This is a genomic window from Kribbella sp. NPDC023972 (genome assembly GCF_040639075.1).
GTDB lineage: Bacteria > Actinomycetota > Actinomycetes > Propionibacteriales > Kribbellaceae > Kribbella.
In genome coordinates, this window is record NZ_JBEZZH010000006.1 from 134695 (window position 1) to 154583 (window position 19889).

The 19889-nt window shown below is 69.2% G+C and carries 22 protein-coding genes; 17 read left to right on the forward strand and 5 right to left on the reverse strand.

Annotated elements, in window-relative coordinates:
* The first annotated feature begins 61 nt into the window (after positions 1-61).
* The 13 genes from AB0F43_RS24015 to AB0F43_RS24075 all read left to right on the forward strand — a co-directional run bounded on the left by AB0F43_RS24015 (position 62) and on the right by AB0F43_RS24075 (position 12165).
* A complete protein-coding gene (locus AB0F43_RS24015) occupies positions 62-523 on the forward strand; it encodes a hypothetical protein (protein ID WP_360480806.1) in 462 nt (153 codons plus the stop codon).
* 53 nt (positions 524-576) lie between these two features.
* Positions 577-1311, forward strand: coding sequence for a hypothetical protein (locus AB0F43_RS24020; protein WP_360480810.1), 735 nt, complete (start codon positions 577-579; stop codon positions 1309-1311).
* A complete protein-coding gene (locus AB0F43_RS24025) occupies positions 1311-2117 on the forward strand; it encodes a hypothetical protein (protein WP_360480813.1) in 807 nt (268 codons plus the stop codon). The genes AB0F43_RS24020 and AB0F43_RS24025 overlap by 1 nt, the downstream gene beginning before the upstream one ends.
* A complete protein-coding gene (locus tag AB0F43_RS24030) occupies positions 2114-3424 on the forward strand; it encodes an ATPase, T2SS/T4P/T4SS family (protein WP_360480816.1) in 1311 nt (436 codons plus the stop codon). The genes AB0F43_RS24025 and AB0F43_RS24030 overlap by 4 nt, the downstream gene beginning before the upstream one ends.
* Positions 3425-3433: 9 nt before the next feature.
* On the forward strand, positions 3434-4339 hold the full coding sequence (locus AB0F43_RS24035) for a type II secretion system F family protein (RefSeq protein WP_360480819.1): 906 nt from the start codon (positions 3434-3436) through the stop codon (positions 4337-4339).
* Positions 4336-5256 (forward strand): type II secretion system F family protein, encoded by a 921-nt coding sequence (locus tag AB0F43_RS24040; RefSeq protein WP_360480822.1) that lies wholly within the window; start codon positions 4336-4338, stop codon positions 5254-5256. The genes AB0F43_RS24035 and AB0F43_RS24040 overlap by 4 nt, the downstream gene beginning before the upstream one ends.
* 84 nt (positions 5257-5340) lie before the next feature.
* A complete protein-coding gene (locus AB0F43_RS24045) occupies positions 5341-5559 on the forward strand; it encodes a hypothetical protein (protein ID WP_360480825.1) in 219 nt (72 codons plus the stop codon).
* A gap of 6 nt (positions 5560-5565) precedes the next feature.
* Positions 5566-6060 carry a TadE/TadG family type IV pilus assembly protein gene (locus AB0F43_RS24050; RefSeq protein ID WP_360480827.1) on the forward strand — a complete coding sequence of 165 codons (495 nt, stop codon included), beginning with the start codon at positions 5566-5568 and terminating at the stop codon, positions 6058-6060.
* Positions 6061-6206: 146 nt separating this feature from the next.
* On the forward strand, positions 6207-6602 hold the full coding sequence (locus tag AB0F43_RS24055; protein WP_360480830.1) for a TadE/TadG family type IV pilus assembly protein: 396 nt from the start codon (positions 6207-6209) through the stop codon (positions 6600-6602).
* Complete coding sequence (locus AB0F43_RS24060; RefSeq protein WP_360480833.1) at positions 6592-7386, forward strand: pilus assembly protein TadG-related protein; 795 nt, start codon at positions 6592-6594, stop codon at positions 7384-7386. The genes AB0F43_RS24055 and AB0F43_RS24060 overlap by 11 nt, the downstream gene beginning before the upstream one ends.
* A gap of 12 nt (positions 7387-7398) precedes the next feature.
* Complete coding sequence (locus tag AB0F43_RS24065; RefSeq protein WP_360480836.1) at positions 7399-8058, forward strand: hypothetical protein; 660 nt, start codon at positions 7399-7401, stop codon at positions 8056-8058.
* Between the two features lie 108 nt (positions 8059-8166).
* The gene (locus tag AB0F43_RS24070) at positions 8167-9111 is read left to right on the forward strand and encodes a hypothetical protein (RefSeq protein WP_360480839.1); all 945 of its coding nucleotides are present in this window, start codon (positions 8167-8169) and stop codon (positions 9109-9111) included.
* 24 nt (positions 9112-9135) lie between these two features.
* Positions 9136-12165 carry a hypothetical protein gene (locus AB0F43_RS24075; protein ID WP_360480842.1) on the forward strand — a complete coding sequence of 1010 codons (3030 nt, stop codon included), beginning with the start codon at positions 9136-9138 and terminating at the stop codon, positions 12163-12165.
* A gap of 179 nt (positions 12166-12344) precedes the next feature.
* Here AB0F43_RS24075 and AB0F43_RS24080 read toward each other — a convergent pair whose 3' ends face one another.
* A complete protein-coding gene (locus AB0F43_RS24080) occupies positions 12345-13238 on the reverse strand; it encodes a neutral zinc metallopeptidase (RefSeq protein ID WP_360480845.1) in 894 nt (297 codons plus the stop codon).
* Positions 13239-13344: 106 nt separating this feature from the next.
* Here AB0F43_RS24080 and AB0F43_RS24085 point away from each other — a divergent pair, with 106 nt between their 5' ends.
* Complete coding sequence (locus AB0F43_RS24085) at positions 13345-14943, forward strand: ABC-F family ATP-binding cassette domain-containing protein (RefSeq protein WP_360480848.1); 1599 nt, start codon at positions 13345-13347, stop codon at positions 14941-14943.
* 114 nt (positions 14944-15057) lie between these two features.
* Complete coding sequence (locus AB0F43_RS24090; RefSeq protein WP_360480851.1) at positions 15058-15828, forward strand: enoyl-CoA hydratase/isomerase family protein; 771 nt, start codon at positions 15058-15060, stop codon at positions 15826-15828.
* A 65-nt stretch (positions 15829-15893) separates the two neighbouring features.
* On the opposite strand, the gene AB0F43_RS24095 is transcribed toward AB0F43_RS24090, so the two are convergent.
* Genes AB0F43_RS24095 through AB0F43_RS24105 form a run of 3 tightly spaced genes read right to left on the reverse strand, consistent with a single transcriptional unit; the run spans position 15894 to position 17130 of the window.
* Complete coding sequence (locus AB0F43_RS24095; RefSeq protein ID WP_360480854.1) at positions 15894-16340, reverse strand: SRPBCC domain-containing protein; 447 nt, start codon at positions 16338-16340, stop codon at positions 15894-15896.
* Positions 16341-16351: 11 nt separating this feature from the next.
* Positions 16352-16696: a metalloregulator ArsR/SmtB family transcription factor gene (locus AB0F43_RS24100; protein WP_360480857.1), complete on the reverse strand. Its 345-nt coding sequence runs from the start codon at positions 16694-16696 to the stop codon at positions 16352-16354.
* On the reverse strand, positions 16693-17130 hold the full coding sequence (locus AB0F43_RS24105) for an SRPBCC domain-containing protein (protein ID WP_360480860.1): 438 nt from the start codon (positions 17128-17130) through the stop codon (positions 16693-16695). The genes AB0F43_RS24100 and AB0F43_RS24105 overlap by 4 nt, the downstream gene beginning before the upstream one ends.
* A gap of 151 nt (positions 17131-17281) precedes the next feature.
* Here AB0F43_RS24105 and AB0F43_RS24110 point away from each other — a divergent pair, with 151 nt between their 5' ends.
* A complete protein-coding gene (locus tag AB0F43_RS24110; protein WP_360480863.1) occupies positions 17282-19168 on the forward strand; it encodes an ABC transporter ATP-binding protein in 1887 nt (628 codons plus the stop codon).
* 36 nt (positions 19169-19204) lie between these two features.
* Positions 19205-19381 (forward strand): hypothetical protein, encoded by a 177-nt coding sequence (locus AB0F43_RS24115; RefSeq protein ID WP_360480866.1) that lies wholly within the window; start codon positions 19205-19207, stop codon positions 19379-19381.
* Here AB0F43_RS24115 and AB0F43_RS24120 read toward each other — a convergent pair.
* The gene (locus AB0F43_RS24120) at positions 19378-19881 is read right to left on the reverse strand and encodes a hypothetical protein (protein ID WP_360480869.1); all 504 of its coding nucleotides are present in this window, start codon (positions 19879-19881) and stop codon (positions 19378-19380) included. The two genes, AB0F43_RS24115 and AB0F43_RS24120, sit on opposite strands and share 4 nt — an antisense overlap.
* Between the last annotated feature and the right edge of the window lie 8 nt (positions 19882-19889).

Consider the following 19889-nt stretch of genomic DNA (forward strand, 5'->3'; position numbering starts at 1 on the left):
GCCACTCAATTTACCCAAACCGTTAACGATTTACCGTCGTCCGTGCTTCTACGATCGTCACATGACCGACCGGTTGGGCTCGTCAGAATGGAGTGTCGCCGAGGCGCGGAGCGTGGTGCCGCAGTTGCGGCACATGGTCACGACCGGCCCGGAGTACGACGCTGTCGAGTTGTTCCTCGCTTTGTGTGACTATCTCGACCAGCTCCACGGTTCCCCCGGATTCGACCGGATCCTGCCTGACGCGGAACGGTCCGCGCTAGCCCTCGTCGTACGGGAGGTCCGAAGCCGGTCGGTCGTACCGGACGAGGACGGTGAGCGACTCGTGCAGCCGGTCAACGCCTCCGTCACCCTCGCCGAGGGGAGGGCGCTCGCGGCGCGGCTCGAAACAGCCGATGGATACCGGCGTGAGCTCGGACTCGCGCTGCAAGGACTGTTCAGCTATCTAGACCAGTTGTACGGCGGTCCGGGGGCTTTCACCGAATTGCTGACGTCCGGCGAGCGGGAGCGGGTCGCGAGCCGGTAACGGCCCCGGCCTCGCGTCACGGATGGCACCTGGCTGCCATTACGGTAGGGCGCGTGAGTCTCTCGTCCTCCACGCGTACTTCCTCCCAAGGCACCCGCGGAGCGGGCAGAACGGCAGGCAGTGGTCCACACCGCCTGCCGAGCAGCCGGGAACGCCGCCCCGCCTTGGCCGCCCTCGCCGTCATCCTGATCCTGCTCGGTGCCGCCGGCTCCGCGCTGATCGCGGTGAACAGCGGCAACCGGTCCGACTTCGTCGCGATCGCCGCGGACAAGATCGAGCCCGGTCACAAGCTGGACCGCAAGGATCTGGCCCGCGGTGACCTGGCCGGTGCCACCGGCGGCCTGATTCCGTGGTCGGAGGCCGAGAAGTACATCGGCCAGTACACGACGACCTGGCTCTACAAGGACCAGTTCCTGACCAAGGCCAACCTCAGCGCGCAGAAGCCGATCCCGAAGGGTGGTGCGCTGGTCGGTGTCAGCCTGGAGGGCGGCCGGGCGCCGTCGGACGGGATCGACGTCGGCGACGTCGTCCAGGTGATCCGCGTTCCCACCGCGAACCAGGACACCACAGCGGCGACGATCCTGGTCACGGCCGCCGAGGTGACCGCGAGCGCGGGGGCCATCACCGACGCGAAGACCAATGCGAACACCACCCTGAACGTGACTGTTCTGGTCCCGACCGAGAAGGCGACCGCCGTCGCGGCGGCCGCGGCGGCGAAAACCCTGGTGCTGGTCAAGCTGAGCCCTGCCACCAAGCCCGAGGTCTCCCGCACCGACGGAGCTGGTTGATGGCACTCGTGGCACTGGCGAGCGCGAAGGGCTCGCCCGGGGTGACGACTGCCAGTCTCGTCATCGGTGCGCTCTGGCCGCGGCAGGTGCTACTGGCCGAGTGCGACCCGGCCGGCAGCGACGTGGCGATCCGGATGACTGCGCCGGGCGGCGCCCCCTTGAACTCGGACCGCGGTCTGGTCAGCTTGGCGGCGGCCAGCCGTAAGGGCCTCAGTGACGAGGTGATCCTCGCGCACAGCCAGCAGCTCGACGGTGGTCTCGACGTCATGCTGGGCGTCCGCTCGCCCGAGCAGGTCGGCGGCATGGGCGGTCTGTGGCATCCGCTCGGCATCTCGTTCAACCAGATGCAGCAGGGCGACGTACTGGCTGACTGTGGTCGGATCGGCGCCACGTCCCCGCAGCTGCCCGTCGTACAGTCCGCTCGCCTCGTCGTCCTCGTGTGTACGGCGACCGGCTCGTCGGTGGCGCACTTGCGTGAGCGACTGTCGACTCTGGTGCACCACGTGGACGCACAGCTCGGTGTGGTCGTGGTGGCGGACCCGAAGCGGCGCGACGGCGTCAAGCAGGTGTGGGCCGTGTTGGACGCGATGTCCGTGCCGGTGCGGCATCGGTGGCATCTGGCCTACGACCCGGCCGGTGCGGCGTTCTTCGACGGGCGCGGTCACGGCCGGCTGGACAAGACGCAGCTGATCCGGTCCGCGACCGACATCACCGCGGAGATGGCTGCGATCGTTGCTGCGCCGCCGCAGTACGAGTTCGACATGGCGCAGGCGGCATTCCCACCGCAAGGGGAGTGGGGTAGGTGACCGCCGATCAGGAGCTGGTCCGCAAGCTACGGGTGCAGGTCGCGGAGCGGCTGAACGAACAGCGCCGGCGCGACCAGGTGAACGGCGTACCGCCGATGAGCGCGGAGGACGAGCGTGAGTACGCCCGTTCGCTCATCGTCCAGGTGCTCGAGGACCACGCCCGCTACGAGCTGGCCGAGGGGCGGACGCCGCCCACGCCGGACGACGACGCGCAGATCGCCGGAGCGATCCACTCCGCGCTGTTCGGTGTCGGCCGGCTGCAGCCGCTGATCGACGACCCCGAGGTCGAGAACATCGACATCAACGGCTGCGACCAGGTCTTCGTCCAGTACGGCGACGGCCGCGAGGAGAACCCGGGTCCGGTCGCCGAGTCCGACGAGGAACTGGTCGAGCTGATCCAGGTGCTGGCCGCCCACGCCGGTCTGACCAGCCGCCCGTTCGACTCGGCCAACCCGCAGCTCGACCTGCGGCTGCCGGACGGGTCCCGGTTGTCCGCGGTCATGGGCGTCACCGCGCGCCCGGCCGTGTCGATCCGGCGGGCCCGCCTGGGCCGGGTGTTCCTCGGTGACCTGGTTGCCAACGGCACCATGTCCGAGGATGTCGGGTCGTTCCTGCGGGCCGCGGTCGCGGCGCGCAAGAACATCATGATCGCGGGCGCGACGAACTCCGGGAAGACCACACTGCTGCGCGCGCTGGCCAACGAGATCCCGCCGCATGAGCGGCTGATCACGGTCGAGCGCTCGCTCGAGCTGGGCCTCGGCGAGTTCAAGGACCTGCACCCGAACGTGGTCGCGTTCGAGGAGCGGCTGCCGAACTCCGAAGGTGTCGGCGAGGTCAGCATGGCCGACCTGGTCCGCCGCTCGCTGCGGATGAACCCCAGCCGGGTGATCGTCGGCGAGGTGCTCGGCGACGAGATCGTCACCATGCTGAACGCGATGAGCCAGGGGAACGACGGCTCGCTGTCGACGATCCACTCGAACAGCTCGATGGAGGTGTTCAACCGGATCAGCACCTACGCGATCCAGGCGATGGAGCGGCTGCCGATGGAAGCCACCCAGATGCTGATCGCCGGTGCGCTCGACTTCGTCGTGTTCGTCCGCAAGCAGAACGACTACCAGCGCGGCGGCGGCCTGAGCCGGTACGTCGAGAGCATCCGCGAGGTGACCGGCTGGGACGGCCGGGTGCTGTCCGGCGAGGTGTTCGCGCCGGGAGCCGACGGCCGGGCCGCCGCACACGCGCCGATCGCCTGTATGGACGAGCTCGAGCACTTCGGGTACCAGCCGCTCGTGCACGGAACCTGGGCCTGAGGTGAGGCGATGAACGACCGGACCCTGCTCGCACTGCTCTGCGGAGCGGTGGTCGGCGGCGCGCTCATGCTGCTCGTCGTCGCCATCCGCGGCACCGAGCCGAAGGACGACACGCCGTCGCTGTTCCGCCGCGGGGGAAGCATCGAGGGGCGCAAGAACCTCATCCGCCTCGGCACCGGCCTCGGCGTCGGCCTGCTCGTCCTGGTCGTCACCCGCTGGCTGGTGCTCGCCGCCGCCCTCGGCCTGCTCGCCGCGCTCGCCGACCGCTTCTTCGGCGGCACCGGTGAGGAACGCAGGGCGATCGAACGGCTCGAGGCCCTGGCCACCTGGACCGAGGCGCTGCGCGACACCATCGCCGGCGCGGTCGGCCTGGAGCAGGCGATCCCCGCCACCGCGGTGAACGCGGCCCCGGCGATCAAGCCCGGCCTGAACCTGCTGGTCGACCGGCTGCGCATCCGCGAACCGTTGCCCTCGGCACTGATGCGGTTCGCCGACGACCTGGACGATCCGTCCGCCGACCTGATCGTCGCCGCCCTGGTGCTGAACGCACGGCTGCGCGGTCCCGGTCTGCGCGAGGTGCTCAGCGCGCTCGCCGACTCCGCCCGCGAGGAGCTCGACGTACGCCGGAAGGTCGCGGCCGAACGGCGGTCGACCCGGCGCTCGGTCCAGGTGGTTGTCGCGATCACGCTGCTGGTGGCGGCCGCGCTGGTCCTGTTCAACCCGACGTACGTCGCGCCGTACACCAGCTTCATCGGGCAGTTCGTGCTGTTCATCGTGATCGCGCTGTACGCGCTCGGGCTGGTCTGGCTGCGGAAGCTGGCCAAGATCGAGGTTCCGGACCGGTTCCTGATCGGCAACAAGGACAAGCGGGCCGCGCGGGCCGGCGACGATCGGATGGAGGTGGTGGGCGGATGATGTGGGCCTTCATCACCGGCGGCCTGGTCGGCCTCGGCGCGTACCTGCTGGTGCGGATGTTCATCAAGCCGTCCGCGAACGTGCTGTCCACCATCGCCCGGATCGACGCCGGCCGGACCGGGTACGGCGGCGCAGCGACCCAGAGCGCGGCCGGCGAACGGGTGCTCGGCGGTCTCGACCGGGCCCGTGAGTCGCTCGGCCGGCGGCTCGAGTTCGAGGCGAACGCGCGCGGCTGGGCGTTCGGCCGGCTGCGCCGCGACCTGGCGGTGATGAACCAGCCGTTCGCGGCGATGCTCGCGACCAAGGTGTTCTTCGCGCTCGGGGCGATGATCTTCATCCCGGTGGTGCTGTTCCTGTTCGCGATGCTCGGGCTCGGCGCACCCGGCGCGACCCCCGCGATCGTCACACTGGCCGCGATGGCGTTCGCGTTCTTCCTGCCCGACCTGGCGCTGCGGCAGGAGGCGGAGGCGCGGCGGCGCGACTTCCGGCACGTGGTCGGCAGCTTCCTCGACCTGGTCGCGATGAACCTGGCCGGCGGCCGTGGCCTGCCGGAGGCGCTGATGACCGCGTCCACCATCGGCGACCACTGGGCGATGGCCAGGATCCGGCAGGCACTGGCGAACGCGCGGCTGATCGGCATCACGCCGTGGGACGCGATGGCCCGGCTGGGCGAGGACCTCGGCGTGGAGGAGCTGCGCGACCTCGCCTCGGCGCTCGCACTGGCCGGTGACGAGGGCGCGAAGATCCGGGCCTCACTGCTGGCCCGGGCGGCGTCGCTGCGGCGCAAGGAGCTGGCGGACGTGGAAGGCAAGGCGGGGGAGCGGTCCCAGTCGATGCTGGTCGCCCAGCTCGTCATGTGTGCCGCGTTCATGTTGTTCCTCGGCTTCCCCGCCGGGATCGCGATCCTGGGGAACTGAAGGTGGGATCCAGCGGACGATTCTGTCCGTCGTACAGGGCATACTGAGGCCCCACTCGGCCTCATGACTGGGAAGGCATTGCGGATGAATTCGGAACTGCAGTTCTGGCGGGCGATGGCCGGCTACGCGGTGGCGCGGGCCCACACCCAACGAGCCCGGGCTCGGCAGGAACGGACCCAGCTCGGCGCCTCCGCGCTGGAGTGGGCCATCATCTCCGCCATCCTGGTCGCCGCCGCCCTGGCGATCGGCCTGGTGGTCCGCCGTGTCATCGACAAGCGCACCGGCGAGATCGAGAACGGCTGATCCCTGGTGCCGCCCCGCCACGCTCGCGCCGTACCGTCGCGCGTTTCCCCGCGCCGGTACGGCGTACTCAGTCCGGCGCCGCGTGGGAAACACCGGCGGCGGTCCGAGTGGGGTGCGACCTCACTCGAGCTGGCGATCCTGGCGCCGATGATCCTGGCGCTGATCTTCCTGTCGATCCAGACCGCCCTGTGGCTGTACGGGCGGTCGGTCGCGCTGAACGCCGCCCAGGAAGGGGTTTCGCGCCTGCGCCTGGTCCAGCCGCCGGTCTACACGACCGGGGTGGGCGAGCAGGTCCGGGCGGACATCAAGGCGTACGCCGAGCAACTCGGCGGCACCACGCTGAAGAACGCCGACGTCCTGCCGCCGTCGTACAACAATCCCGAGGGAATGGTCTCGTTCACCGTGACCGGTGACACCGTCTCGCTCGTTCCCGGTCTGACGTTGCACATCGAGCGCACCGCGACCGGGCCGATCGAGCAGTTCGAGGCCGACGTCAAGTGAGTGAGGTCATGGAGCGGAAGCTGGGGACCCGCCGACCACCCAGGCACGCCCGCCCGGTGGCGAGACACCGTGCGCAGACGCGGTCCGTCGCGGCCACAAGAGGTCGGGTGGTCGCCCGGCACCGGCGGCCGGGGGAGCGCGGGACGATGGCGCTCGAGCTCGCGGTGCTGGCGCCGATCCTGCTGATCCTGTTCATGTTCCTGCTCGCCTGTGGGCGGTACTTCCAGACCTCGTCCCTGCTGGAGAGCGCTGCTCGCGACGGCGCCCGCTCGGCCAGCCAGGCCCGATCGCTCGGCGAGGCCCAGGGCCACGTCGACGATGCGGTGAACCGGACGATGAGCCAGGCGTTCAAGTCCTGCAAGGAGACCGCGAGCGGCAGCATCACGACCGAGTTCGCCGCCGGCACGCCGCTGTCCGTCGAGGTCACCTGCACCATCGACTACCGCGACCTCGGCCTGCTCGGTATCGGCGGCGACACCACGATCACCAAGCGGTTCAGCTCGTCGGTCGACCCCTACCGAGGTGTTCGCGATGGCTCGTGAGCGCAGCCGGATCGTCGAGTTCTTGCGGATCGATGCCCCAGGCAATCACCGGCTGCTGAGCCGCGGCGCGCTCAGCCCCGCGGTGGCGATCCTGGCGGTGATGATCTTCACCCTGGCCGGCCTGGTGATCGACGGCGGCCGCCAGCTCGGCGCCCGCTCCCGCGCCGTCGGCTACGCCCAGGAGGCTGCCCGGGTCGGCGCCGCCAGCATCCAGCTGAACAGCGCCGAAGCCAAGATCGACACCGCCAAGGCAGCGACCGCGATCGCCGCCTTCTGCGCCCAGGTCTCCTCCAACGACCCGGCCGTCACCTCCTGCGCCCCCACCAAACTCACCGACGACCAGGTCGACATCAAGGTCAACCTCAACAACAAGACCACCTTCCTCGGCCTGATCGGCAAGACCAGCCTCAAAGCCAGCGGCACCGGCACCGCCCACGCCGAACAAGGCATCAAGAAACCCGACGACAGCCCGACCATCCCCCCGATCTTCGTGGAGAGGAGTCCTGACGACCCGGGGGCGCCGATCAGCACCGCGGTGCCGCCGACGCTGGACCTCCCGTGCCCGGAGTGGACCATCGGCTCGCCGACGCCGACGTGGACGCTGTCGCCATTCCCGTTCCCGGCGACCTGCACGCCGAGCATCACCCCGAGCCCGCCGGACCCGCCCGATCCGAGCAACTCGACGAACCCGCCCGGGCCGACCAACACCGCCACCGAGCCACCCGGCGGGGGAGCACCGGCCGGTATCCAGCCGCCAGAGAACTCCCTCCCGCCGAGCCGTTAGATCCCCGAAGGAATGTCAACCGTGCGAAGCCTCGCCCTCCCGGCAGCCGTTCTGGCCGGCGTTCTCCTGCTGACCGGCTGCGGTGGAAGCAATGCCAACGACGGCGGACGCCCGGTCCCTGTAGGCGATCCCGGCGACTCCAGCACGGCCACCTCGAGCACGCCCAGCGCGACTGCCACCACGCCGACCGCGGCGCCTTCCCAGCCGGTGGCAACGAGCACGGTTCCCCGGCGCAAGACCCAGGTGTACGTCGTTCCCGGGAACTACAGCTCGAACCCCGCCGTCCAAGGCCTTGTGCGGAGCTACCCGCTGTACTTCCAGGCCCTGGTCACCCGCGACGACAGCATCCTGAGGAAGTCGTTCCCCTCGTTCTTCTACGCCGACACGTCACAGGCGATTGTCGATGCCAAGCGCAACGGCTGGATCATGCGCCCACCCGGCAGCGTGGTTGTGCTGGGAGTGCAGAACCAGCCGGACGGCGTGGTCCGGGTGAAGACCTGCCGCTCGCAGAGCACGCAGTACTGGGATCCGAAGGCGAAGCAGTGGACCGTGGTCGCGCCCAAGGGATCGCCGCAGGTCATCGACATGATCCAGACCGGCCTGGGCTGGCTGCCGTACCGGCTGGCACCCGCCAAGGGTGTCAACTGCGCACGAGTGAACTATCCGGCCTAGATCAGAAGAGGAAATCGCACATTCCGAAAAGGTGACGAGGCAGAGAGCAACGGGCATGATGCCCCTGGTCGAAGATAATCTGCGGACAGACGAGTCTGGGGAGTGAGGATGCGCAACCGAGTGGGCCGTGGACTGGTGGTCCTGAGTGCCGTACTCGCGCTGCTGATGGCTGTCCCCGCCACGACGGCCGCCGCCGACACCATTCACAGCGGTAACCGGGTCTGCAGCATGTACGTGAACTCGATCGGCTTCGGCGCGTACTGCAGTTCCGGCAAGTACTACATCCCCGGAGACGGCCCTCCGCCGAGGACCTGGCGACAGAAGCTCCACGGCCGGCCTTTCATCCCGTGCCGCGACTTCGACATCCCGAAGGGGATCCGCCTGCCCCAGGCGCCGGAGGGCAAGACCTGGGTCATGCGGATCACGATCACCGACTACAACCTGGACACCTACAACGGCGGCGAAACCGCGCATCTGGAGCGCGCCTACATTCCGGTGGACGAGGCCGAGCGGAACCAGTGCCCGTTCCCGGATTACATGGACCAGTTCTGGTGGCGCTTCGAGAGCCAGTATCCGGACCCGGCTCTGCAGGTCAAGCCGACGTACACGCCGCGGGTCAATGTTCCCGCCTACTTCTCGCTCACTGCCGAGAGTTCCCTCGTGCTGCAGAACGACCCGGCGAAGGGGGAGCTGGACAGCGGCTTCTACGACCCCACGCACAACCTGACGATGCGCGGGATGGTCGTGCAGATGCTGGTCGATCCAGGCGACGGGTCGAAGCCCATCGAATGCAAGATGGGCGCGACTCCGATCGACGACGCCGACGGGTACGACGAGACCAAAGACCCGTACAACCAGATGAGCACGTGCAAGCACATCTACAAGCGGTCCAGTGCCAATCAGCCGGACGGCATGTACACGGTGAAGCTGACGATCACCTGGTCAGTCTCGTACTGGGTCGGACAGGGTGACGGCTGGCAGGAGATCGGCCGGGCGAACGTCAAAGCGGTGCAGCGGTTGCCTGTGCAGGAAGTGCAGGCGATCGGTGGGTAGCGGTGGGGATCTGGAGGGACCACGATGGTGAAGACGAATGAGCCGGTGCGGGCGGCGCGGTTGCCGCAGCGGCGGTCGGCGAGTCCGGGCGCGGACCGGCTGAAGGGTTTCGTCGCGCTGCTCGCGATCCTGGCGATCGTCGGCGGTGTCCCGTACGTGCTGCTGCGGTTCTTCGGTACGCCGTGGCCGGACACGATGCCGAGCCGCGACGTGCTGTTCAGCGAGCTGAGCATCGAGACCGTTCTCGGCATCATCGCGTTCTTCATCTGGGTCGCCTGGCTGCACTTCGTCGTCTGCCTGATCGCGGAGGCGGTGGCCGAGATTCGCGGCCACGGCCTGTCGCCCCGGATCCCACTGGGCGGCGGCTCGCAAGGCCTGGCCCGCCGGCTGATCTCGACCGTCGTACTGATCGGTGCCGCCGCCAGCGTGAGCGTGCCGGTCGCGAACGCGGTGACCACCACCAGCGCGGCCTCGCCCAACGTGGCGACCGCGACGCAGGGCGGCGACCAGGAGTCGCGCGACACCTTCCGCCAGACCGAGGCCCGCAGCACGGTCCTCAGCGGCAACAAGACCACCACCACGCACACCGGCGTACGGACGAACAGCGACGACAAGGGCCAGGTGGTCAAGTACACCGAGGTCCGTCCGCCGCAGGGGCGGAACTACGACTGTCTGTGGGACATCGCCGAGCGGTACCTGGGGGAGGGGCGCCGTTACAAGGAGATCTACGAGCTCAACAAGAACAAGCTGCAGCCCGACGGCCGCCGGCTGACCAACCCGGACCTGATCCTCCCGGGCTGGCAGGTTCGCCTGCCCGCCGACGCCAAGGGCGCGGGGGTGCACACGGTGCGGGTGAAGATCGACCCCACCAGCGTCGGCACAAAGGTCGGCCCAAGCACGAAGACCAGTCCCAAGACCAGCACCAAGACGACGACCGAGGCCGGCCCGAAGACGGCGACCAAGACCACCACGGGCAAGGGTACGAAGACCGAGGCGGGCCCGGGCAGCCGCTGGTTCGAGGAGCAGGGCATTGAGAAGGGCTCGTCGGTCACCATCGGCAGCGCGACGCGCGACCCGGGGGCGAAGAACGTCAAGCCAGGCGAGCCGGGCATCTCGGTCGCCCCACACGTGCCGGGCACGACGCAGTCCCAGCCGGGCGACCCGGCCGCCGGTGGCACGAAGGTGCCCGAACCGGCGCCGGTCGCGGTGGAGGACGGCGGCTTCGACGCGACCGAGGCCGGTATCTACGGTTTCGGCGCCACCCTGCTCGCGGCCGGTCTCGCGCTCGCGCTGAAGCGGCGCCGGGGCTGGGCGCTGGGTCCCGGCCCGAAGGCGGCCGGGCATCGGCAGACGGAGATCGGCCTGCGGCTTGCGGCCGACATCCCGAGCGCCCGGTTCGTCGACAACGCCCTGCGCCAGCTGGGTGCGGACATGACCAAGGCGAGCCGGCCGATGCCGAAGGTCGTCGCCGCGCTGGTGACAGATCGCGCGCTCACGCTCGTGCTCGACCCGTACGAGGCCCAGACCCCGCCGCCCGCGCCTTGGCAGGCCATTGCCGACGGCGCCCGTTGGACGCTCCGCCGGGCCTACGCGCCGACCGGTGAGATCACCGCGCCGGCGCCGTACCCGACCCTGGTCACCATCGGGCGGAACGCGGACGGCGCGACCGTGCTGGTCGACCTGGACACCGCGAACGGGATCGTCAGCTTCGGCGGGCTGAACAACCCGTCCCGGGATGTGGTCGGTTCGCTCGCGGCCGAGCTGGCGACCAACCTGTGGTCGGAGGGTGCGCACGTCAGCATGGTCGGGTTCGGCGACGACCTGTCCTCGCTGGCGCCGAGCCGGCTGAGCTACTGGGTCCGGCTCGACGACGCGATCGCCGAGGTCACCCGTCGTACCGAGGCTCAGGTGCAGGCCTGTGCACGACGCGACGTGGGCTCGGTGGCCGAGGCACGGATGGCCTACCCGGACGCGGCGTTGTGGGGTGCGGAGGTCATCTTCGTGTCGGCGCCGCCGTCACCGGAGGAGCAGGATCAGCTGAACCGGCTGGCAGCGGACCACAAGCGCAGTATCGCGGTGGTCGTGGTCGGCGACGTGATCAGCTCGCCGTGGCGGTTCGTGGTGGACGAGAAGAACCAGGCCGTCTGCCGGCTGCTCGGGCTCGAAGTCGATGCCCACAGCATCGATCCGGCCCAGTTCGCCGATCTGGTCGCGTTGTTCGAGGCGGCCGAGTCCGACTCGCTGGACAAGCGCCGGGCCGAGCAGGACATGCCGGCGTACGAGTTCTCCAGCACCGATCTCAGCCTGCCCGCGCCGGTCGAGGTGGACCTGCTCGGACCGGTCGAGGTGGACGCCCGCGGTGCGATCGACGAGGGCCGGATCCAGCTGTCGACGGAGATCATCGCGTTCCTGGCCAGCCAGGACTACGGCGTCCACCCGAACGTGCTGGCCGGCGCGATCTGGCCGCGCGGTATCAGCGAGGACCTGCGCGACGCGGCGCTCGAGCACACCCGCCGCTGGGTCGGCATGGACGCCATGTACGCCGACGAGTCCGGCCGCTGGATGCTGAACCGCAGTGTCGTCCGGGTCGACTGGGACGTGTTCCGCACGCTGGCCAAGCAGGCGACGATGATGGACGACCCACGGGGTCCGCTGTCGACCGCGCTCAGCCTGGTCCACGGCCCGGCCTGGTCGGATCTGCCCGCAGGCCGCTACTCCTGGCTGGCGGCGTCCGGGATCGAGCGCCGGATGGCCGAGGCCGTCGTCGACGCCGCGCTCAAGCTGGCTGAGGCCTCGCTCAAGCACAACGACGGCAACCTGGCCCGCACCGCGCTGCAGACCGGCCTCAGCTTCTCGCCTGCTTCGGAGGAACTCTGGCGAGCCACCCTCCGCCTGGCGTCCCACTTCGGCACGTCGGCCGACGTCACCAACGTGGCCGCCCAGATGTACGCCACCCTCACCAAACACGGCGGCCCCCGCGGCCCCGAAGCCGAAACCGACGCCCTCGTCGACGAACTCCTCCCCGGCTACCACCGCCCCGCCGCCGTCGCCTGACCCAACCCCCAACCTCAGTGGGCAACCCCTCGTGTCGGGGGTTGCCCACCGAAGACCCGAGGGGGCAACCCCCAACCTCACCGGTCAACCCCTCGTTTTGGGGGTTGCCCACCGAAAACCCGAGGGGGCAACCCCCGATCTCGGTGGTCAACCCCCTCAGGGCAGGGGGTGGGGGGTGGTCAGAGGGAGTCGGTGGACCAGGTGTCGCAGGCGGTCATGTCGCCGGAGTCCATGCCGGTCTTGAACCAGCGCATGCGTTGCTCGGCGGTGCCGTGGCTGAAGTTCTCCGGGGTGACCCGGCCCTGGGTCTGCCGCTGGATCCGGTCGTCGCCGACGGCCGCGGCGGCGTCGAGGCCGCGGGCGATGTCGTCCTCGGTGAGCCCTGTGATGAGCGGTTTGCCGTCCTGGCCCGCGACGGTGGTGGCGTGGTTCGTCCAGATCCCGGCCAGGCAGTCGGCCTGGAGCTCGGAGCGGACCGCGTCCGAGGTGGGTCCGCTGCGGGACTTGATCCGGCCGAGGATGCCGTAGAGGTTCTGGATGTGGTGGCCGTACTCGTGCGCGACGACGTACGCCTCGGCGAACTCACCGCCGCGCGCGTTCAGGTCCCTCTGCAGCGTCTCGAAGAAGCCGAGGTCGAGGTAGACGCGCATGTCGGGCGGGCAGTAGAACGGTCCGACCGCACTCGTCGCGGGCCCGCAGCCGGTGTTGACCGAGCCGGTGAACACGCGCATCGGCGCCCGGGTGTACTTCTTGCCGCGCCGGGGCAGCTCAGCGGCCCAGAACCGCTCGACCGAGTTCTGGTAGAAGACGAACCGGCAGTCGGTGTTCGTCTGGATGTCGCGGCCGGTCTCGCAGGACGCCAGGTTCCCAGGTGCGGTGTTGCGGGCGGTCGGCTCGTCGCTGCCGCCGGGCAGGCCGCCGTTCAGCAGCAGGACGACCACGAGCAGGATGATGCCGCCGATCCCGCCACCGACCGGGATCACGCCGCCGGGCAGCACCCCGCCGCCTCCGCCACTACCGCGGGTGTCCTCGACACCACTGGTGTCGAGATCCGCGTCCGGGTTGAATTTCACAGGACATAGACTAGACCTCGGTGCGGGGGATTTTGCCGTGTCGTGACGCAGTGCTTTCGACCCGCCACAGAACGATCCCCGACCCCTGAGGACACCTGCCACCGCGATGATCACTGTCTCCAATCTCGAGGTCCGCGTTGGTGCCCGTCAGTTGCTCGCGCCCGCTTCGTTCCGGGTCGGCCCGGGCGACAAGGTGGGTCTGGTCGGCCGGAACGGCGCCGGCAAGACCACGCTGACCAAGATCCTGGCCGGTGAGGGCCTGCCGGCCAGCGGCTCGGTCAGCTCGTCCGGTGAGATCGGCTACCTCCCGCAGGACCCGCGGACGGGCGATCTCGAGGTCCTCGCGCGGGACCGGATCCTGTCCGCTCGCGGTCTGGACGAGGTCGTACGCCGGATGCGCAGCGCCGAGAAGACGATGGCCAGCGCGGACGACAAGACCCGTGCGAAGGGCATGCGGCGGTACGAGCGGGCCGAGGCGGAGCTGCATGCGGCCGGCGGGTACGCCGCCGAGGCGGAGGCGGCCCGGATCGCGGCGAACCTCGGGCTGCCGGATCGGGTGCTGGGGCAACCACTGAACACGCTGTCCGGCGGTCAGCGGCGCCGGGTCGAGCTGGCCCGGATCCTGTTCTCGCAGGCGGAGACGCTGCTGCTGGACGAGCCGACCAACCACCTGGACGCCGACTCCATCATCTGGCTGCGCGACTTCCTCAAGTCGTACGCCGGTGGCGTGATCATGATCAGCCACGACGTGAACCTGCTCGAGGAGACCGTCACCCGGGTGTTCCACCTGGACGCGAACCGGGCCGAGATCGACGTGTACAACGTCGGCTGGAAGGCGTACCTGACCCAGCGCGAGACCGACGAGCGGCGGCGGAAGCGGGAGCGCGCGAACGCCGAGAAGAAGGCCAGCCAGCTGGTCGACCAGGCGAACAAGATGCGCGCGAAGGCGACCAAGGCGACCGCGGCACAGCAGATGCTGCGGCGGGCCGAGCGGCTGATGTCCGAGCTCGAGGGCGAGCGGAAGGCCGACCGGGTCGCGAAGATCTCGTTCCCGACCCCGGCGCCGTGTGGCAAGACGCCGCTGATGGCCCGCGAACTGTCCAAGTCGTACGGTTCGCTGGAGATCTTCACCGACGTCGATCTCGCCATCGACCGGGGTTCGCGCGTCGTCGTACTCGGGCTGAACGGTGCCGGGAAGACCACGCTGCTGCGGATCCTGGGCGGGATCGAGAAGGCGGACACCGGTGAGGTGATCGACGGGCACGGGCTCAAGCTCGGGTACTACGCGCAGGAGCACGAGACGCTCGACGTCAACCGGACCGTGCTGGAGAACATGAAGAGCGCGGCGCCGGAGCTGAACGAGACGCAGGCGCGGAGCGTGCTCGGCTCGTTCCTGTTCACCGGCGACGACGCGGACAAGCCGGCCCGGGTGCTGTCCGGTGGCGAGAAGACCCGGCTCGCGCTCGCGACGCTGGTCGTGTCGGCGGCCAACGTCCTGCTGCTGGACGAGCCGACGAACAACCTGGACCCGGCGTCGCGGGCCGAGGTGCTGAACGCGATTCGCTCGTACGCCGGTGCGATCGTGCTGGTCACCCACGACGAGGGCGCCGTCGAGGCGCTGGAGCCCGAGCGCGTCCTGCTCCTCCCGGACGGCGTCGAGGACCTCTGGACGAACGAGTACGCCGACCTGGTCTCGCTGGCCTGAGACCGCTCAGCGACCGCGGTACCGCCTTTGTCGGGAGTTCTGGTCGGACACGGCGAAGGCAAGCCCGATTCCTGTGCCCATGATCGGCTCGTCGGATCGCGTATGTTCCTAGGCATGAAGGAACTGGGACTGCGGTTGACGGTGGACGGGCCGGTGGCGCGGGTCGTGCTGGCCCGGCCGGAGGTGCGCAACGCACAGACCCCGGCGATGTGGCGCGCCCTCGCCGACTTCGGTACGACGCTGCCACCCGAGGTCAGGGTGGTCGTCGTGTCGGGGGAGGGGCCGTCGTTCTCGGCCGGGCTCGACCGGCGGCTGATCATGGGTGAGAACGCCGACGGTGAGGCGCCGTTGCTGGCGCTCGGCGCCAAACCGGCTGCCGAGGTGCACGAGACCATCGCTGCTTTCCAGGCGGGTTTCTCGTGGTTGCGGCGGCCGGAGGTCGTGAGCATCGCCGCGGTGCAGGGCCATGCGGTGGGCGCCGGTTTCCAGCTGGCCCTGGCGTGCGACCTGCGGGTGGTGACGCCGGACGCCCGCTTCAGCATGCGCGAACCCGCCCTCGGCCTGGTCCCGGACCTGGGCGGCACGCAACCGCTCGTCCAACTGGTCGGCTACTCGCGGGCTCTCGAGATCTGCGCAACGTCTCGCTGGGTCGAGGCCGACGAAGCCAAGGAGCTCGGCCTGGCGAACATCGTCGTACCGGCCGACGAGCTCGCCGCGACCGTGAAGGACCTGACCGACGCGCTGCTCGGTCCGTTGCCCGGAGCGATCCGCGAGACCAAGGCTCTTCTCCTCGGTGCCGCGGATCGCTCGTACGACGATCAGCTCAAAGCCGAGCGGGAGGCACAGCAACGTCGCCTACAGGAGCTCCTGGCCGCCGTCGGCTAGGCCAGTGCTCCTCGTCCCCCGCGGTCGCGGGCGCCGCGCAGCACGCGGGGGATGAGAGGCAGGGACTAGTGCCAGTTGCTGATCTGTACGTCGTGGGGGGCCGGGTCGCCGGTGCCGGTTTCGACGTACTTCTTGAGGCTCATCAGGAAGGTGGCCCACTTGGTGCTGCAGTGGTGCATGAACTCGCCGGGTTCCTTCCAGCCCTCGTGCTTGAACAGGACGATCGTGTAGTCGCCGGCCTGGCTGAGGTCGAAGCGGATCTGGGTGCCGATCCACTCCTCGGGGCCGTCCACGACCTCCCAGCGCACGACTTCACCGGGCTGCGCGTCCAGCACCTTCATGTCGAACCCGCCGTCCGCGACCGGGAAGCGAAACTGGATCACGCTGCCGACGGCACTGTCGCCGGTGGTGTCCTCGGTCCACCACCCGGCCAGACCGGGGATGGTGGTGAGGGCCGTGAAGACGTCGTCGGGGGATGCCGTGACGCCGATTCTGTGCAGGATGTCGACCATGTCGGTTCCTCTCAATTCTTGGATTCGCGGGTGCGTTGGATGGTCTCGGCGATCCGCTTGATGCGCTGCAGGCGCCGGTCCCAGGTCTCGCTGACGTCGGCCAGCTGGGCGACCGCGTGGGCGAGTTGCGATTCGTCCACGGTGTAGAGGCGCTCACGGCCGGACGGTCGGGCCCGGACCAGACCGACCCGGTCGAGTACGCCGAGATGCTTGGCCACCGCCTGTCGGGTCACCGGCAACTTGTCGCTCAAGGTGGTCGCCGTACCACTGCCGTCGGTCAGCAACAGGTCGAGCATTCGCCGTCGCGTCGGGTCCCCGACCGCCGACCAGACGTCATCGTCGATGGCGACACTCATGGCGTCGACACCAGCCGGTCGACGTACGGCGCCAGGCGGGGAAGGAAGTAGTCCCAGCCGGTCAGGTGGTCGCGGTACACCTCGTCGGAATTGGCGACCGCCTCGTACCCGGTCTCAGAGAACCGCAGCAGCGTCCCGGCGCCCGACGGCACGAGGTCGAACGTCACCAGCAGCGAGTTGTCCGAGGTCGCGACCGCACCGTCGCCGTACCCCCACCGGAAGCAGAACCGTCGCGGCGGGTCAGCCTCGACCACCGTGACCGGCTCGACCTTCGTGTCACCGAACTTGACCACGCCGGTCGCGCCGGCCACTGCCTCGAGGTCTGTGTCGTCCGGCCACCACTCACGCAGGTGCTTCGGCGTACTGATCACTTCGTAGACCACCTCGGGCCCGGCGTCGATGTGAATCTCTCGCTCGATCACTCGCTGTCCCATTCCACTGCTCCTGTCGTCCCGCAACCTTTGGTTGCGCATGACTGTAGGCGACTCCGCCGCCATATGCAACCATTGGTTGCTCGACACCGGGAAGTTCGGAACGACGTACGGTGTTGTCACCGTCGACGGGACGAGTAGCGGAGGAACGCCGATGTCAGGCATGGGGCCGATGGGGATGGGCGCGTACGGCTGGCGGCGGCAGGACGCGTCGGTGGCCGGTCGGAAGCTGGCCAAGGGGACGTTGCGCCGGATCGCCGGGTTCGCCAAGCCGTACCGGGGGCACATCACCGTGTTCCTGCTGCTGGTGGTCGTGTCGGCGTTTCTGGTGATCGCCTCGCCGCTGCTGTTCAAGAAGATCGTCGACGACGGGATCATCAAGGGGAACGGCGGGCTGGTGACCGCGCTGGCCCTGGTGGTGGCTCTGCTTGCGGTGGTCGAGGCCGTGCTCGGCCTGATTCAGCGGTGGTTCTCGGCCCGGATCGGTGAAGGACTGATCTTCGACCTGCGGACCAAGGTGTTCGCCCACGTCCAGCAGATGCCGGTGGCCTTCTTCACCCGGACGCAGACCGGCGCACTGGTGTCCCGGCTGAACAACGACGTCATCGGCGCGCAGCAGGCGTTCACCTCGACGCTGTCCGGCGTGGTGTCGAACATCATCAGCCTGATCCTGGTCGTCGGCGCGATGCTGGTGCTGAGCTGGCAGCTGACCCTGGTGGCGATCCTGCTGCTGCCGGTGTTCCTGGTCCCGGCGCGGATCCTGGGCCGCCGGCTGGCCGCGATGACGCGCGAGCAGATGCAGCTGAACGCGGACATGTCGACCGCGATGACCGAGCGGTTCAGCGTCGGGGGAGCGCTGCTGGTGACGCTGTTCGGCAAGCCCGAGCTGGAGAACCGGGGCTTCGGCGAGCGGGCCGGCCGGGTCCGCGACCTGGGCATCCGGATCGCGATGCTCGGGCGGGTGTTCTTCACCGCTCTGACTCTGGTCGCCGCGCTGGCGACAGCTCTCGTGTACGGCGTCGGCGGCAACCTGGCCGTCCGCGAGACCTTGACCGTGGGGACGCTGCTGGCGCTGGTCGCCCTGCTCGGCCGGCTCTACGGTCCGCTGACCGCGCTGTCGAACGTGCGCGTCGATGTGATGACCGCGCTGGTGTCTTTCGAGCGTGTCTTCGAAGTGCTCGACCTGGAGCCGATGATCAAGGACGCGCCCGAGGCCAAGCCGTTGCCGGCCGACGCCGCGAGTGTCGAGTTCGATCACGTCGCGTTCTCCTACCCGACCGCCGAGCAGGTGTCGCTTGCGAGCCTCGAGTCGGTGGCGGTGCTGGACAAACGCGTGTCCGCACAGGTCCTCGAGGACATCAGCTTCGTCGTCCGCCCGGGTCAGATGGTCGCGCTGGTCGGGCCGTCCGGCGCCGGCAAGACCACCATCACCAACCTGGTCGCCCGGTTGTACGACGTCTCGGGCGGCGCGGTCCGGATCGGTGGGCACGACGTACGCGAGGTGACGTTGCGGTCGTTGCATGACGCCATCGGCTACGTGACGCAGGACGCGCACATGTTCCACGACACGATCCGGGCGAACCTCGGGTACGCGAAGCCGGACGCCACCGACGACGAGATGATCGAGGTGCTGAAGGCCGCGCAGATCTGGGAGCTGGTGTCGTCCCTGCCCGACGGCCTGGACACCGTCGTCGGGGATCGCGGTCACCGGTTGTCCGGCGGTGAACGTCAGCGGCTGGCGATTGCCCGGTTGCTGCTCAAGGCGCCGCGCATCGTCGTACTGGACGAAGCCACCGCGCATCTCGACTCCGAGTCGGAGGTCGCCGTCCAGCGGGCCTTGGACACGGCGCTGGAGGGACGTACCTCGCTGGTGATCGCGCACCGGTTGTCGACGGTGCGCAACGCCGACCTGATCCTGGTCGTTGACCACGGCAACATCGTGGAACGCGGCACGCACGAGCAGTTGCTGGCGCAGAACGGCGTGTACGCCGACCTGTACCACACCCAGTTCGCCGAATCGGGTACCGCGGCGAATGTGTAGGGGTACCTTGATGCCGACGCGGCAGGGGAGGGAACCATGATCAGGCTGGCCTTGGTGCTCGCCGCCGGCTACGCGGGCTTCAAACTCGCCTACCACTCCGAAGACGGCCGCCACTACGGCAAGGTCGGCGACACCAGGCTGCGAACCAGCCTCTCCCTGCTGATCGCCACCCTCGCGGGCGGCGTCACGTACGCGGCCCTGCTGCCGAACTAGGCCGTCGACGCCTTCTGCGGGTCGTGCTCCAGCAGGTGCAGCACCGGTACCCGGAGATGCCGCCGCGCCGAATTCGTCCAGTCCAGGTGGAAGAACTCGGCGACCACATGCGACCGGGTCAGGATGATGACCTCCTGCGCGTTCACCTTGTCCACGGTGGCGATCAGGGCGTCGATCGGCCGATCGTGCGAGATCCCGCCGTCGGCGCGCTGGTCCAGGTCGCGCAGGCGTTGCACGCTGCGACCGGTGCAGCCCTTCGCCTCGGTGTCGATCGCCTTCTGCGCCTCGGCGAGATCCTGGCGCTGGGTGGCCAGCCCGGGCCCGTAGAGATCCGCGGTGCCGAGAGCGCTGATGGACGCCTCCACCCCGGCCTCGGCGTTGTGACACGGCACGAGCACGTGGTATTTGACCGGCTCGGGCAGGTCCTGGTGCAGTTCGACGACGCGCTTCGCGTCCGGCTCGGTCAGTTCCTGTTCGACGAGCAGTACGACGTCGTACATCGCGCACC

What these genes read in the sequence shown, in the direction of transcription:
- AB0F43_RS24015 (WP_360480806.1), top strand. Translation starts at nt 62, where the DNA reads ATGACCGACCGGTTGGGCTCGTCAGAATGGAGTGTCGCCGAGGCGCGG.
- AB0F43_RS24025 (WP_360480813.1), top strand. Translation starts at nt 1,311, where the DNA reads ATGGCACTCGTGGCACTGGCGAGCGCGAAGGGCTCGCCCGGGGTGACG.
- AB0F43_RS24035 (WP_360480819.1), top strand. Translation starts at nt 3,434, where the DNA reads ATGAACGACCGGACCCTGCTCGCACTGCTCTGCGGAGCGGTGGTCGGC.
- AB0F43_RS24040 (WP_360480822.1), top strand. Translation starts at nt 4,336, where the DNA reads ATGATGTGGGCCTTCATCACCGGCGGCCTGGTCGGCCTCGGCGCGTAC.
- AB0F43_RS24045 (WP_360480825.1), top strand. Translation starts at nt 5,341, where the DNA reads ATGAATTCGGAACTGCAGTTCTGGCGGGCGATGGCCGGCTACGCGGTG.
- AB0F43_RS24055 (WP_360480830.1), top strand. Translation starts at nt 6,207, where the DNA reads ATGGCGCTCGAGCTCGCGGTGCTGGCGCCGATCCTGCTGATCCTGTTC.
- AB0F43_RS24060 (WP_360480833.1), top strand. Translation starts at nt 6,592, where the DNA reads ATGGCTCGTGAGCGCAGCCGGATCGTCGAGTTCTTGCGGATCGATGCC.
- AB0F43_RS24065 (WP_360480836.1), top strand. Translation starts at nt 7,399, where the DNA reads ATGTCAACCGTGCGAAGCCTCGCCCTCCCGGCAGCCGTTCTGGCCGGC.
- AB0F43_RS24070 (WP_360480839.1), top strand. Translation starts at nt 8,167, where the DNA reads ATGCGCAACCGAGTGGGCCGTGGACTGGTGGTCCTGAGTGCCGTACTC.
- AB0F43_RS24075 (WP_360480842.1), top strand. Translation starts at nt 9,136, where the DNA reads ATGGTGAAGACGAATGAGCCGGTGCGGGCGGCGCGGTTGCCGCAGCGG.
- AB0F43_RS24085 (WP_360480848.1), top strand. Translation starts at nt 13,345, where the DNA reads ATGATCACTGTCTCCAATCTCGAGGTCCGCGTTGGTGCCCGTCAGTTG.
- AB0F43_RS24090 (WP_360480851.1), top strand. Translation starts at nt 15,058, where the DNA reads ATGAAGGAACTGGGACTGCGGTTGACGGTGGACGGGCCGGTGGCGCGG.
- AB0F43_RS24095 (WP_360480854.1), bottom strand. Translation starts at nt 16,340, where the DNA reads ATGGTCGACATCCTGCACAGAATCGGCGTCACGGCATCCCCCGACGAC.
- AB0F43_RS24100 (WP_360480857.1), bottom strand. Translation starts at nt 16,696, where the DNA reads ATGAGTGTCGCCATCGACGATGACGTCTGGTCGGCGGTCGGGGACCCG.
- AB0F43_RS24105 (WP_360480860.1), bottom strand. Translation starts at nt 17,130, where the DNA reads ATGGGACAGCGAGTGATCGAGCGAGAGATTCACATCGACGCCGGGCCC.
- AB0F43_RS24110 (WP_360480863.1), top strand. Translation starts at nt 17,282, where the DNA reads ATGTCAGGCATGGGGCCGATGGGGATGGGCGCGTACGGCTGGCGGCGG.
- AB0F43_RS24115 (WP_360480866.1), top strand. Translation starts at nt 19,205, where the DNA reads ATGATCAGGCTGGCCTTGGTGCTCGCCGCCGGCTACGCGGGCTTCAAA.
- AB0F43_RS24120 (WP_360480869.1), bottom strand. Translation starts at nt 19,881, where the DNA reads ATGTACGACGTCGTACTGCTCGTCGAACAGGAACTGACCGAGCCGGAC.